This window comes from Chroococcidiopsis cubana SAG 39.79, from assembly GCF_003991895.1.
GTDB lineage: Bacteria > Cyanobacteriota > Cyanobacteriia > Cyanobacteriales > Chroococcidiopsidaceae > Chroococcidiopsis > Chroococcidiopsis thermalis.
The window spans coordinates 238,939-253,169 of the sequence record NZ_RSCK01000002.1 but is presented as its reverse complement, the minus strand read 5'-3'; the positions used below and the strand labels follow the sequence as shown (position 1 = coordinate 253,169).

10 protein-coding genes are annotated in these 14,231 nt (G+C 43.4%); 4 read left to right on the top strand and 6 right to left on the bottom strand.

Annotated elements, in window-relative coordinates; all coding sequences use genetic code 11:
- From DSM107010_RS38130 to DSM107010_RS02480, 4 genes are all read right to left on the bottom strand, one after another.
- On the bottom strand, positions 1 to 367 hold a 367-nt coding region (locus DSM107010_RS38130; protein ID WP_158631723.1), incomplete at its 3' end, for a tetratricopeptide repeat protein.
- Positions 368 to 405: 38 nt separating this feature from the next.
- Complete coding sequence (locus tag DSM107010_RS02490; protein ID WP_106168616.1) at positions 406 to 2,250, bottom strand: ShlB/FhaC/HecB family hemolysin secretion/activation protein; 1,845 nt, start codon at positions 2,248 to 2,250, stop codon at positions 406 to 408.
- Positions 2,240 to 4,534 (bottom strand): two-partner secretion domain-containing protein, encoded by a 2,295-nt coding sequence (locus DSM107010_RS02485; RefSeq protein WP_106168617.1) that lies wholly within the window; start codon positions 4,532 to 4,534, stop codon positions 2,240 to 2,242. Before DSM107010_RS02485 ends, DSM107010_RS02490 begins: the two co-directional genes overlap by 11 nt.
- A gap of 122 nt (positions 4,535 to 4,656) precedes the next feature.
- Complete coding sequence (locus tag DSM107010_RS02480; protein ID WP_015157230.1) at positions 4,657 to 4,941, bottom strand: hypothetical protein; 285 nt, start codon at positions 4,939 to 4,941, stop codon at positions 4,657 to 4,659.
- Positions 4,942 to 5,445: 504 nt separating this feature from the next.
- Between DSM107010_RS02480 and DSM107010_RS02475 the strand changes: the two genes are divergently transcribed.
- Positions 5,446 to 6,969, top strand: a complete 1,524-nt coding sequence (locus DSM107010_RS02475; RefSeq protein WP_106168619.1) for a carboxypeptidase M32 — start codon at positions 5,446 to 5,448, stop codon at positions 6,967 to 6,969.
- Positions 6,970 to 7,098: 129 nt separating this feature from the next.
- Positions 7,099 to 9,519, top strand: coding sequence for a sucrose synthase (locus tag DSM107010_RS02470; RefSeq protein WP_015157228.1), 2,421 nt, complete (start codon positions 7,099 to 7,101; stop codon positions 9,517 to 9,519).
- Positions 9,520 to 9,553: 34 nt separating this feature from the next.
- On the opposite strand, the gene DSM107010_RS02465 is transcribed toward DSM107010_RS02470, so the two are convergent.
- A complete protein-coding gene (locus tag DSM107010_RS02465) occupies positions 9,554 to 11,203 on the bottom strand; it encodes an alpha-amylase family glycosyl hydrolase (RefSeq protein WP_127022249.1) in 1,650 nt (549 codons plus the stop codon).
- Between the two features lie 543 nt (positions 11,204 to 11,746).
- On the opposite strand from DSM107010_RS02465, the gene DSM107010_RS02460 reads away from it, so the two are divergent.
- Complete coding sequence (locus DSM107010_RS02460; protein ID WP_015157226.1) at positions 11,747 to 12,694, top strand: hypothetical protein; 948 nt, start codon at positions 11,747 to 11,749, stop codon at positions 12,692 to 12,694.
- A gap of 9 nt (positions 12,695 to 12,703) precedes the next feature.
- Here DSM107010_RS02460 and DSM107010_RS02455 read toward each other — a convergent pair whose 3' ends face one another.
- Positions 12,704 to 13,324, bottom strand: a complete 621-nt coding sequence (locus DSM107010_RS02455; protein ID WP_106170427.1) for a hypothetical protein — start codon at positions 13,322 to 13,324, stop codon at positions 12,704 to 12,706.
- Positions 13,325 to 13,583: 259 nt separating this feature from the next.
- Between DSM107010_RS02455 and DSM107010_RS02450 the strand changes: the two genes are divergently transcribed.
- Complete coding sequence (locus DSM107010_RS02450) at positions 13,584 to 14,216, top strand: L,D-transpeptidase (protein WP_181246527.1); 633 nt, start codon at positions 13,584 to 13,586, stop codon at positions 14,214 to 14,216.
- Positions 14,217 to 14,231 lie beyond the last annotated feature (15 nt).

Sequence of the window (14,231 nt, the reverse complement as noted above, 5' to 3'; positions counted from 1 at the left end):
CTTGTCCCCCTTGTCTCCTTGTCTCATTTGCAAGGTATCCCAACAGATCGAAACTAACAGCGATCGCCTGTTCTGCCTGCTGCCACTGTCCGAGTTGCTGATAGGCTAAAGATAAATTGCTGGAGGCGATCGCGAGATTGAGCTTATCTCCTTTGGCTCTATAGTTTTGCGCTGCTTGTTGCCAGATTTTTACTGCTTGGGCAAATTGTCCGGCTGTATAGAGTTCTCTGCCTTGTCGCAATAATTGTGCGTCATCACCGCTGCTCTGTGTTGGTTGCACAGCGATCTCTGGAGCGGATGGAGCTGCGATCGCCGTTCCAGGGAGGAAAATTAACAATACTGCGAGGTAAGTTTTTGAGATTGACATTGTTATTACCTCTCACCTCTTACCTCTTGCCTCTTGCCTTAAAACAAACTGTAATTGACCGAAAAATATACGCCGTTTTCTTGCCAGGTGCGATCGCGGTCTTCAATATCGACTAAGGGAATACCCCAATCTAGACGAGCAGTTACGGTGTCTGCTAGTTGAAAGCGCAATCCCAAGCCTACCGATACTAAGGTATCTTCGTCTTCAGGCGGAGTCAAATCATCTACCGATCGCCCAGCTTCGTTCCAAATCGTTCCAAAATCGACGAAGGGCGTGACTTGTAGTGTCAATTGCCGTTCGGGAACGCGATAAACTGGAATGCGCAGTTCTGCCGAAGCAAATAAACCACCATCTGATAGCAGTGCATCTTGACGGTAGCCTCTGACGCTTTCGAGTCCACCTACGCCAAATTGTTCTAAAGGTACGAGCGGATCGTCAGCAATTTGGATATTTGTACGGAGTAGGAATAAAGTATCGGGAGCCAGCAACCGTACCCATTGCGCTTGTCCTTGCCAGGAGAAGAAGCGACTGTCTGGAGCATCGCTGTTAATCGTAGCGTCAAATGCTCCCACACCTAAATTAAATTGCGATCGCGCTGCAAATACTTCTCTGGTATTACGTTGCGTCCATTCTTGAAAGAATTGGACGGCTGAAATGCGAGTATCTCCATCCTCATCTGCGCCTGGTGAGAGTAAAGAGGAAGGATAGTCAAACTCTTCTAAAACATCGGAAGAAATTTCGCTTTCACGCCGCGCCGCTGTCAAACCGAGGGCAAATTCACGATTAGGAGATTGCAATATAGGTTGACGATAGCTGAGTTCAAAATAGCGGGAATTACCATCAATTTCGAGGTCGTCGAATGGAGGTTCGATCACGTTGCTGTCGGTAAATCCAACATTCAAGCTAACCGCGCCATTTTTAGCATTTACGGGGATTGTATAACTACCATCTATGCCGTTGCTACCATCGGTATTGCTATATGCAAAACTCAACCCATCGCCAAATCCGAGTAAATTAGCTTGATTCAATTGCACCCGTCGCCGGAAGCTACCAACACTGGGCGATCGCCCGTTATCCAATACAATTTGCGTATCAAAGGTATCTGCTTCTTTCACAGTGACATCTAGCACGCTCGTACCTGCACGAGTCCCTGCTGAAAGTTCGGCTGAAAGGTTTTGAATTAAGGGATTGAGTTGTAGCAGTTGCAAAGCCTCTAACAGGCGTTGTTGGTTCAGGGGTGTGGCTTGCGGAATGCGATCGCGAATGTAACTAGGTCTTAATCGCCGCGTTCCCTGTATGTTAACTGCTTCTAATCCCCCTTCGACGACTTGAATTTTCACTACGCCGTCTTGGATGGCTTGGGGTGGAATTAAAGCCCCAGAGGTAATATATCCCTTATCTATATATAGTTGCGTAACAGCAGTACGGGCTTGAAACAGTTCGGCAAAAGACAGCGATCGATTTGTGAAGGGAGCTAAAACTTTCTCGAAATCTTGGGGGCTAAATACCGTACTGCCAGTCACCTCAAACCTTTTAACTGTTAGTTTTTCTGGAATTTTTCCCGGTATAGGTGCGGGTGTGGGAGGTGCATCAGGTGGCTGTAATAAATCTTCTGGTGGTGGTAAGGGAGCGGGTGTCGGGAGTTCTGGAGGCGCGGGTTCGGAGCGCGGAATTACATCTTGGGGACGCGGTGGCGGTGCAGGGAGACGGGGAGTTTGAGCGATTGGGAGTTGTGCTTGTAAGTTTGTCCGTGCAACGACCGCCGGATCGGGGCTAGCATTAAGACTAGGAGTCAGTAAACAAAAACTAATGCTTATACAACCAATCCCTCCCGTTATTTGTATGAGGAGGGATGCAAAACTATTGTAAAATTTACGTTCCATTACAGCTATTCGGTCTAAACCAAGGAATATTAAGCGTATCGGTAATAACAGAAGCAGTCAGTATGACCTCACCATTAGAACCTACCACCCACCCTGTAGCTTCCACAAGTGGGGCGGGATTAACTTTATTGGAAATTTCTACGGGAGTCGAAATTGCTTTTGACTTTTGACTTCTAACTTTTGACTTTTCTGCAATGCCCAAATCTGCCAAGATGGACTCGCTTCTAGTTGTTTCGGCAGGAGTTGGAGGTAAGCCACCTCGTCCAGCGATCGCGAAGCTGCTTTCTCCTGATGCTACGCTACCTACAGAACACCCTTGAGCCACCAAACCGCTGACATCGACGACATCTGCTGGTAAGACAACTAACTCAGCGCTGGGGTCTACATCTGGTCTTCTAATTTCTACGATTCCATTAAGACCGCGATCGGAGCTGGCATCGATCGTACTATCGGGAGACACAAAGAGTCCTTGGGTTGTAATGCTGATATTACCACCGCGACCATCGACAGCTTTAGCTGTAATTTTGCTTCTTTCTGCTAGTACTAGATTGTCTGTATCAACATTTATATTGCCACCATCGCCTGCACCTTCCGCACTAGTAGAAATTTCACCATTGTTGCGTAATGTAAGTAAGTCCAGGTTTTGTAAGTTTATATTTCCACCGTCACTGCTGAATTTACTGGTAGCAGTAAGTTTGCCACCATCTTCTACACGGATGGAATTAGCTGTAACTTCCAAGTTGCCTGCATTACCCGTACCGAAACTGCTGACACTTATTTCCGCCTCATTCCCAATCGTCAAACTTTTTGTATTAATTCTCAGATTTCCAGCAGTTGCACCACCTTGAGCGATCGCAGTTAAGGTACTCGGAGAACCATTTTTTGTAGTCCCCGTCAGCTCTACAGATTCAGATGCGTTGATAGTGAGGTTTCCTCCTTTGCCTGTTGCTGGTACGAACTGGTTGAGAGTTAGATCGAAAACAATTCCCTCTGAGGCTGTGGATATTTTTGCTCCATCTCTGACAATGAGTTTTGAAGTATTAATTGTTAAGTCCCCTGCATTTCCAGCAGCAGCAGTTGCACTAGATAAACTACTAAATGCCTCAAAATTATCAATAGATAAAGGAAAACTGCCAATTATTTGTACTGATTCTGATGCGTTAACAGTTAATTTTCCTCCAGCACCTGTAGCAAAAGTAGAAGTAAAAACTTGCGCCCCTTCTTTCACGGTTAAATTTTTAGTATTGAAAGTAATACTTCCGCCATTTCCTGCTCCAAAAGTTAAAGTAGATATTACGGTATTCACGCCCGCCAATTCTATATTATCTGAGGCGTTTATAGTCAAATTTCCCGGTTGAATTTCTTGTCTATTTATAGAAGTCAATCCATAGTTGTTAATTTGAATTACCTTACCTTGAAGGTGAAGATCGCCATTACTTTCACCACTGACATCTAAATAAGGTATATTTGCAAAGCTATTTAACTCAATGTTTTGAAAATTTTGTACCTGCTCGTATCCCAACTTCCAGCCTTTTTCTGTGGGCTTGAGATTCACTAAACTATTATCGAAAACACTGCCTAGTTCAATTCGTCCCTCTGCTGCTGTCATATTTCCACCCTCTTGTAAAATACTACCTCCTACAAGTGCTAATGTTTTACCTGTCACTACTTGTAAACCAGCAGGAAAGCCAAAGTAATTTACTGCTCCGTTGAGAGACGCTTGAGAGCGGTTAACGATCGCGCCAGAATTGGAGCCAAATTGTAAGCCGATCGGCGTATTAACTGTTAGTAAGGGCGGAGTTTGAGAATGATTTGCATCGAACTGAGTGCCATCGGCAAAAATAATGCTACGCGCTGTACTAGCGAGAAATGAACCACCAATATTGAGCGAGGCATTAGTGCCAAAAATAATTCCATTTGGATTGATTAACAATAAGTTGGCGCTACCGTTAGCGGTGATCGCGCCATCTATATTAGAAGCACTAGAGCCAGTCACGCGGGTGATAATATTTTCAATATTTACATCGTTATTGAAGCGCACTTCACCATTTGCTGGGATAGAAAACTGGTCGAAGCTGTGAAATAGATTTTTACCCCGCGCTGCTCCACCTTCAATTTGAGAAGTTAGAGGAGTAGTTTGGTTAACTGATGAGCTTTCAGCACCTAATGTATTGTCGGGAACAACCTGAGCTGAAATCCGATCTTCAGTAGCGATCGCTCCACTAACGGCTACACAGCACGCCAGCCGTAGCCGCCAACCCCAACTACTCCTACTTTGAGCCATTTTTAAATTTACTCAGACATCGACATACTTAAGAGCATATCTGAGTATGTCAGACAGGCAATAGTATGACTTAGAAAAACCCTCTTGTTGCAGGAATAATTCTAAACATACCTGTGGCTGTATCACCCAATCCACTTACCAGGAGGTGGCGCACAAGCTTGGTTTGGGGGGCAAGGGCAAAACCAAGCAGTGGTTCGGAATACACTATCTGGTGAGGGATCTGGCAACACGCTGGTATTTGGACGGCAATCGCGATCGGATGGTGTTTTCTCAAAAAAATTGAATTCTATGGAAATATTTTTAGTGTCTAACACGCCATATTTTTGAAATATCTTATTTAGTGAGGACAATATATCTTCCTGATTGAGAAGTGCCATTATTTCTTGTTGAATAGCATCGTTGTCCATTGTGCTTCTCCTAGAAAACTCTATTTTGTCAGCGATCGGTTGACAGCGATCGCCCACAGCTAAATTTCAATACAGAAGAAATAAGTTGAGTTCCCGAAATCTGTCAATCATAGTACTTTTGTGCTAAATCGAGCGATTTTTGAAATAGTTATGCTGTACAAGCGATCTGATGCTTTCAGGTGGGAAGCAAGAAGCTGAAGCTTGGCAATTATAAATCGCCGCTATAAAGGCTTAACCGATCTGCCATGAGTCTGCGCTAACAGACTTTGTTAATGTAGTTACGGATTACATTCGCCCTTTCTCATAGCGATTTTCGATTGGGTAAAACACGCGCTCCGTAGGGGCGCACAGAGAAAGCGCCCCTACAAATGTCACGCACGCAATCGAGAATTGCTATCAGACTAGAGTTTCCTGTTTCCTGAAAATAGTTGGCACTTCCATGCACATCTGGGCAAGTCGGACTTAGTATTGACAAAAGGAACCTAGAATCCACACGCTCAGCCCATGCAAACTCTGGAAAAGACAGAACCCAAACTCGCCCAACTTAAAACCCTCCTGACAGAGATTAACGACATTGAATCGGCTGCATCCCTCCTCTATTGGGATCAAGCAACGTATATGCCTCCCGAAGGCGCAGCAGCAAGGGGAAGGCAATTAGCCACGCTAGCGCAGATTGCCCACACGAAATTTACCGACCCGCAAATCGGACAACTATTAGAAGATTTACGCCCTTACGAACAAAGCTTAGCCTACGATTCAGATGAAGCAAGCCTGATCCGCATCACGCGCCACGACTACGAACGTGCGGTCAATATTCCCCCTGCTTTTACAGCTAAGTTTTCACAACATACGGCTGAGTGTTATGAAGTTTGGGCAAAGGCAAGGGCTACAAATGATTTTGCTACAGTTGCGCCTTATTTAGAAAAGACATTAGAACTGAGTCGCGATCGCGCTAACTTTTTTCCTGGGTACGAGCATATTGCCGATCCATTGATTGCAGATGCAGATTATGGCATGACAGTCAAGAGCGTGCGATCGCTATTTACTCAACTGCGTCAGGAACTCGTCCCCATTGTCGAAGCAATTGCTGCTCAACCCGTAGCCGACGCATCCTGCTTGCACCAGCATTTCCCTGAAGCCGAACAACTAGACTTCAGCTTCAAAGTTATCGAACAACTCGGTTACGATTTTCAACGGGGACGACAGGACAAAACCCTACACCCCTTCATGATTAAATTCTCTACAGGGGATGTCCGCATCACCACTCGCGTGCGCGAAAATGACTTGAACGAAGGGCTATTTAGTACGATTCACGAAACCGGACACGCACTCTACGAACAGGGAGTGAGTCGGGCATACGAAGCTACGCCACTAGCGGGAGGAACTTCAGCGGGAGTGCATGAAAGTCAATCGCGGTTGTGGGAAAATATGGTGGGCAGAAGTCGTCCTTTTTGGAAATGCTTTTATCCCCAGTTGCAGGAAACCTTTCCCCAACAGTTAGGAAAAGTTGACTTAGAGACATTTTACCGAGCGATTAATAAAGTCGAGCGATCGCTCATTCGCACCGATGCCGATGAAGTCACCTATAATCTCCATGTCTTGATTCGTTTCGACCTGGAATTGCAGTTATTAGAAGGTAAATTAGCAGTTCGCGACCTTCCTGACGCTTGGAACGAACGTTACAAATCCGATCTTGGCATTACCCCACCCAACGATAGTATTGGTGTTTTACAGGATGTCCACTGGTACGGTGGTGCGATTGGCGGTGCGTTCCAAGGATATACCCTCGGTAACTTAATGAGCGCTCAATTCTTTGCTACTGCAACGCAAGCACATCCAGAAATTCCTCAACAAATCGCCTCTGGTAACTTTACCACCTTGCACGACTGGCTGAAACAAAATCTCTACCAACACGGTCGCAAGTATACGGCGGCGGAATTAATCCAACGGGTGACTGGTAGTCCCCTGCAAATCGAACCCTTTATCAGCTACATCAAACAGAAATTTGGCGAATTGTATGGAATTTAGGGAGTAGTGTCTGGTGACTAGTGACTAGTGACTGGATTCAAGATTCTGGTTCCACTAGCCACTAGCAACTCACCAACTACCACTCACCAACTACCAATTACCAACTACAACATTCTTGGGGAATTTATCATGTCCGAACTGCTGCAAACTGTTCTCGATAGTGAAGAAAGAAGCGATCTGCGCCAGTTTTTTAGCGAGATTCGTCATCAAGATAAGAAGTATTTGTTGAGAAACGACATTCTGATGTCGTATGTCGAGTACTGCAATAAGTACCAAAAGTCGGCTGAATTTTATAGCGGTTCTCATCTGGGTAAGCTCATTTACTATACCCAAGAAATCATTCTAGAAAATGGTAATCTTTGTTTAATTATCCGCCAAAAAATTGCCAGTCAAGAATTCTATCGAATCACAGAAGATTTGATGGTAGAAGTGCTGACGATACAGGAATTGCTTGATGTTCGCGATCGCTTTGTCAACCGCTACCATCCAAATGAAGGGGATATTCTCGAACTCGATTTTGGACCTTTTTACGACTACACTCCCACCATTCGCGACCCGAAAAATATTGGTAAGGGGGTACAGTATCTCAACCGCTATCTTTCCAGCAAATTGTTTCAAGACCCCAGACAATGGTTGGAAAGTATGTTTAACTTTCTCCAGGTACATCAATATGATGGAATTCAACTGCTAATTAACGGCAGAATTAAGTCCCATCAACAATTATCCGATCAAATCAAAAGAGCGATCGCGTTTGTGGGCGATCGCGCCAGTGAAGAACCCTACGAAAATTTCAAATTTGACTTACAAATGATGGGGTTTGAACCTGGCTGGGGAAACACGGCGGGGCGGGTACAAGACACTTTAAGTATTCTCGATGAATTGATCGATTCTCCCGATCCGCAAACCCTGGAAGCTTTTATTTCTCGGATTCCGATGATCTTTAAGATCGCCCTTGTTTCATCCCACGGCTGGTTCGGACAAGAGGGAGTTTTGGGACGACCCGATACAGGGGGTCAGGTGGTATACATCCTCGACCAGGTAAAAAGTTTAGAAAAACAGTTGCAGGAAGATACGACCCTGGCGGGTTTGGACGGGATGAATGTGAAGCCGAAAGTTGTCATTCTCACCCGCTTAATTCCTAATAGCGATGGAACTCTTTGCAATCAAAGATTAGAGAAAGTTTATGGAACGGAAAATGCTTGGATCTTGCGCGTCCCGTTGCGAGAATTCAATCCTAAACTGACACAAAACTGGATCTCGCGGTTTGAGTTATGGCCCTACCTAGAAACTTTCGCGATCGATGCTGAGAAGGAATTACTAGCAGAATTGCATGGAAAACCCGATCTAATTATCGGTAACTATTCTGACGGTAATTTAGTCGCATTCTTACTATCGCGACGGATGAAGATTACTCAGTGTAATATTGCCCACGCGCTAGAAAAGTCCAAGTATTTGTTTAGCAACCTGTACTGGCAAGATTTAGAAGATAAATATCACTTCTCGCTACAATTCACCGCCGATCTGATTGCCATGAATGCGGCTAATTTTGTCATTAGCAGCACCTACCAAGAAATTGTCGGGACTCGCGATAGTGTCGGGCAGTATGAATCCTACAAGTCCTTTACAATGCCAGACTTGTACCACGTTGTCAGCGGAGTCGAACTATTCAGTCCTAAATTTAACGTGGTTCCGCCTGGTGTGAATGAAAGTTACTACTTCCCATATTCGCGGATGGAAGACCGCGTGCCAAGCGATCGCGAACGGGTAGAAGACCTATTATTTACCTTGGACGATCCCGTTCAAGCTTATGGCAAACTCGACGACCCCAGCAAGCGTCCGATTTTCTCGGTAGCCAGGTTAGACCGGATCAAAAACTTAACTGGTTTAGCTGAGTGTTTTGGGAAAAGCGAAGCATTGCAAGAACATTGCAATTTAATCTTAATTGCTGGGAAATTGCGCGTTGAAGAATCGGAAGACAACGAAGAAAAGGATGAAATTGTCAAGCTTTATAGCATCATCGACCAGTACAATTTGCATGGCAAGATTCGCTGGTTAGGGGTACGCTTGCCTAAATCTGCTTCTGGGGAAGTTTACCGCGTCATTGCTGACCGTCACGGTATTTTCGTGCAGCCAGCGTTATTTGAAGCTTTCGGCTTAACCGTATTAGAGGCGATGATTTCTGGTTTACCGACTTTTGCCACTCAGTTCGGGGGACCGCTAGAAATCATTCAAGATAAGGTAAATGGTTTCTACATCAACCCAACGCATCTAGAAGAAACAGCCGATAAAATTTTGGAATTTGTGACGAAATGCGAACAAAATCCTAATTATTGGTATGAAATTTCCACGCGGGGGATTGACCGAGTTTACAGCACTTATACTTGGAAAATTCATACTACGCGCCTGCTATCTCTGGCACGAATTTACGGTTTCTGGAATTTTATTTCCAAAGAAAACCGCGAAGACTTGTTGCGTTATCTTGAGGCTTTATTCTATTTAATTTATCGTCCAAGGGCGCAACAATTGTTAGAACAACACATGCATCGTTAAGTTATCGGGTGCGTTAACAACGCACCCTACCTTACTACTGCCAAACAAAAACTTTGGCTTCGTAAGGACCAATATCCAGCAGCATATCTTCCCCAGATTCGAGGTCGTAATTCCCCGTCCATTCGTGCCATTTTCCAGCAGCAGGGAAGTTATCGACGCGATACCCAGCTAAGAAGTTTTCTGAGAAATTAGCGATTACAACTACGCGAGAACCTTCATCGTTCCAACGAGTGTAAGCTACGACTTTAGCTTCTGGATTTTCGTGGAAGAAATCGATATTTTCCGTGTAAAGCGCGTGGTTGTGCTTGCGGAGGTTAATTAATCCTTTGTAGTATTCAAATAAGTTGCGATTGAGATCGTTGCCCAGCAGTCCCCACTCGATTTTGGCAGATTCAGTTGTTTTTGGCTTATATTCACCAAATTCTTCACCCATCCAAACTAAAGGAACACCAACAGCTGTCATTAATAAGGCAACTCCCAATCTAATTCTCCTGAAGGCTTCTTCGTCAAAGATTTGGCGATCGCCTAACTCTACCATCAAATGGTTGTGGTCGTGGTTGGTCAGGTAATTGACAACATTAGTTGCACCCATGAAGCCTTGACGCTTGCAGTCAATGACATCTTTAAGTCTTTCTAAGTCGAAGGTGTCACCGCAAATGTGCGCCAAAACATCGTGGTAAAAACTATCGTGCCAGCAACCATCCATCGGACCATCTACATTAGTAATGGATGTTGTTTCGGGAATGTGTTCGGCAACAGTATAAAATGGCTTCATGCTGGCTTTTTGCTTGGCTTCATTCACTATCCAATGCATGAAGTCATAGTTGGCAATTTGTCTTGCAGCGTCAAAGCGAATGCCATCAATATGAAATTCTTCCACCCAAAATCGCACGTTGTCGCCAATAAATTTCCGTGCTGGATATGTTTCTAAATTTTCATCGTAAAATTCGTAATTAAACTCTGGTCCCCAGTTATTATCGGGGTCGCGGGGTTCGTGATGATACCAATAATCGTGGTCGATTTGAGTTAGCGGACTTTCTGCTTCTGAGTGGTTGTAAATCCCGTCCATGATAACGCGAATGCCTTTTGCATGGCATTCATCGATCAGTTTTTTCAATCCCTCTGTAGAACCGTAGCTGGATTCTGTGGCGAAAAAGTGACGGGGATTGTAACCCCAGCTATGATCTCCCGGGTATTCTTTAACTGGCATCAATTCGATTGCGTTAACACCAAGTTTGCACAGATAATCTAACTTTTCAACAACGTGTTTGTATTTACCGCGTGCGTGAGGGTCGTCTTCACCACCAGAAAAATCGCCAACGTGCATTTCATATATTACCAACTCGCGATCGCTCGGTAATGGCTTGTCGTCGTGTTGCCATACATAAGTATCCAGAATCCGCTGTCCATCTTTTACCCGCACTACTGCATTCTGCGTTGGGTTATCGATATCTGTAGCATAAGGATCGATAACATCTACCCATTGGTCGGGTTCAAAGAACCAAGATTTAGACTGGACGCGAAACTTATATTGATATACGCCATCTTCTAATTCAACTTTTGTCCGAAAGTACCCGTCTTTACCTTTTTCCATCGCTATCTCTTCCCAATTGGAAAAGCAGCCAATTAGCTTCGCACCTTTGTTATATGGAGCAAATAAACTAAATTCTATTGGGCTTGCCATGATTTTTTTAATACAGTGACGAACACCCGTATTGTCTTACGCGCAAACAGAGTTTGAAAATCATTCACGGGGTAGAAGATAAGTTATTCTACCTTCCTCCCCAAGATATACGAGCGAACGATTCTTTTCAGGCAAGTCCCAAAAATTGATGAATTAACTGAGTGTTCGATCGCATCTCTATCAATTTTATTAAAAATCTCAATCCTATCTCCATCAACTGTACTTCTTCAGATATATGTCTAGAGCCAGAGTTTGAAGTGGAGCGCGATCGCGCTTCAAAATATTTGTTAAGATATGTGTAGCTGATAATACAGACTTACATTTTATTTAACTTTAAATTTTCATTATTTAGATAGAACTGTGTTTTGTCTTGCGGCAGAGGGTGAGTAAACTGTAACAAAGCTAACCTAAAAACTAGGAAAGGAAATAGTTGGAGCTTTCCCTTTCTAAACCAAATTATTTTCAGCCAAATTATGGCGCTTGTACTGAATTAAAATTTCAGACGATGCGGATAGAATAGACCTAATTTTTTCCAAAAATCCTATGCAGCTAGAATCCCTAAATAAAAGTTACAAGAGTAACAATATACCTGCGATCGAATTTCCCTTGGTCTTTTCTAGCTTTAGAAATGGATTGTGGCTGTTTGGAATTCCTTCCTGGTTATTTGGTATTGTCGATCGCAGTTTTGCCGCTTTTACTGATGGATATGTCTCTTCTATAGAGCTGGTACACTTATTTACAGCTTCTTTTTTCTTACTAGGCTGGATTTATCTCAAACCTGAAGAAAGCTCAAATATTGGTGGAATTGGTGCAGTCAGAAGTTATGCAATTGAGGCACGAAACTCTATAGATGAGCATAGCTTACACGCAACCACAGCTAGAATGTCAGAGCTGCAAGAGCAACATGTCATTCGTCAAGAATATATCTTACCCTTTCATTACATTTGCCAAATTTACCATCTTTTAAATCTCAAACACTTAGAGACAATCCACCATTTCAGTCTTAACAACCTTAAAGTGATTGGAGTTAGTCAAATTCAGCCGACACAAAGCGGGGGAATGGTAAGATTTCAAACTGTGTTAGATTCACCTGCTAACGTGTTACGAATTTGGCGACAACCAATAGTCGAAGTAGGATTAACCTTACATACTCCGTATACGGTAGAGTTGAGTATTCCGGTCTATAACCAGCGATACATTACAGTTTTGTTCAATGTTATTCCCGTTGGTGCTAACGAGCATAAGCTCATTATCGATATCTACAGCAATCTCAATTGGCCCCGACCATTATTGCAAGTCGTGTTGCATTTTGCCGCTTGTTTGACTTTGTTTGAAGATTTACCTTATTTGCAAAGAATCGCTCAGAAAAAAGTACATCATCTCGTCAATCTCAAAGGCATCTCCGAAAGAGATACGATGTGGTTGTATCGAAGATTTGTGAAATTGCATGGAGCGCGTCAAGTACTAAGCTTACCTGAAGCAAAGGCTTAAATATACGTGTTAATAAATCTCTTTCCAAGCTGCTACAGTACTCTTCCCGATTTCGCTATCTACAATTTCTCCGCTTTCCGTCACCAATCGAATGCCAATATTTTCACTTGGGGAGTTTTTCAAGGCAGAGGCTAAATCTGGTTTGACGCGAAACCTACTATTATCTCCTTCTAGTTGAAAAACGCGATCGCCGACTTTGATATATAGATTGGCAATTCCCAAAGCTGCGTTTGCGGTTAAACAGTCTCTACTGATACGATGGTCAAACCAGCCATGACCAAAATTGCAATCGCGATCGCTATAAGCTAATAAGAAGCGTACCGAATCATTCCGCCAGAGGCTAACGACTTGTATTCTGGCGTTTGTATTTAAAATACGTCGATAAAAGAAGTTTTTATCGAAAATACCCACATACTCTCCCTCAAATGGATCGATAATTCTTACAGGTTGCGACCACGGCACGTCAATCCCTGGATCTAAAGCTGCCGATCGCACGATCGGGAGTTCTTGGGAAATCGCAGATGGAATAGAGATATATACTGTAGCGATCGCTAAAGACGCAAAACATAATTTGACTGCTTGACGCTTCAGCGAACGTCTAAAAACACAATTTAGGCTGATGGAAGACATGGAACCACACCATAAAGTCAGCTATCTTAATTGTAACTTTCTCTTTATATAACAATTCGATTGTCCGTAAGATTTCTGAATAAATTTGTTTGTTTATCCAAGCTTTATCAATAAATATTGCGACTATGCTCGTAAAAGATCGGTATTAAGAGCATAATTTTTTGGTAAATTCACCGAAGAAATTATCAATTTAACAGCATATTTTAGAAGAATAAAACCCCAGTGTGGGTTGCACGAGATCTTCTAAAACTAATAATTTATGACGCTGAAGAGTTTAACATCGATCTCTTTCAGTTGTTTTTTAGTTGCTGTCTTTTCCATACAAGGAGAAGCAAAGACAACATTTGAAATAACTGAAAAAGATTATCCACCAAGATTAGCTAATACATTTAGTAGCGATCGCGCTTTGAATAAATCAGAGCCAAAGAACTTGCAAGCTCAATTAACTGCTGCTGCTCAGGGTAACTACATGACTCTGACACCAACTAGTAAAGCAAATGCGCGAGGAAACCCGCTGTATCACCTTAATCTTTACGTCAACGGACAGCTACTCAAAACATACACCTCAGTCAGCGGACGGTACAACACCCAAGATCGCGATCGCCATCGTTCGGGTACAGAAGCACCTTTACCAGATGGAAGATACCAGGTTGCCAAAGTACCCATTCCAGGCATAATCGCCGAAGCAGGCGATCGCTTTTTACCCATACAGCCTCTATTCCAAACCGGACGTTCGGCGCTAGGTATTCACTACGATCCTTCTTTTGAAAAAAAGAATGGTGAAGACGGTACATCAGGATGTATTGCTGTGACTAACAGAGACACGCTTACTGAATTATTAAATTACGTTCGCACGTATCAGCCTAAGTATCTTGAAGTTCAAATTCGCTAACTAATTTGCATTGAG

Excerpts from the sequence above, each read along its gene's own strand:
- DSM107010_RS02490 (WP_106168616.1), bottom strand. The coding sequence starts at position 2,250 with ATGGAACGTAAATTTTACAATAGTTTTGCATCCCTCCTCATACAAATA.
- DSM107010_RS02485 (WP_106168617.1), bottom strand. The coding sequence starts at position 4,534 with ATGGCTCAAAGTAGGAGTAGTTGGGGTTGGCGGCTACGGCTGGCGTGC.
- DSM107010_RS02480 (WP_015157230.1), bottom strand. The coding sequence starts at position 4,941 with ATGGACAACGATGCTATTCAACAAGAAATAATGGCACTTCTCAATCAG.
- DSM107010_RS02475 (WP_106168619.1), top strand. The coding sequence starts at position 5,446 with ATGCAAACTCTGGAAAAGACAGAACCCAAACTCGCCCAACTTAAAACC.
- DSM107010_RS02470 (WP_015157228.1), top strand. The coding sequence starts at position 7,099 with ATGTCCGAACTGCTGCAAACTGTTCTCGATAGTGAAGAAAGAAGCGAT.
- DSM107010_RS02465 (WP_127022249.1), bottom strand. The coding sequence starts at position 11,203 with ATGGCAAGCCCAATAGAATTTAGTTTATTTGCTCCATATAACAAAGGT.
- DSM107010_RS02460 (WP_015157226.1), top strand. The coding sequence starts at position 11,747 with ATGCAGCTAGAATCCCTAAATAAAAGTTACAAGAGTAACAATATACCT.
- DSM107010_RS02455 (WP_106170427.1), bottom strand. The coding sequence starts at position 13,324 with ATGTCTTCCATCAGCCTAAATTGTGTTTTTAGACGTTCGCTGAAGCGT.
- DSM107010_RS02450 (WP_181246527.1), top strand. The coding sequence starts at position 13,584 with ATGACGCTGAAGAGTTTAACATCGATCTCTTTCAGTTGTTTTTTAGTT.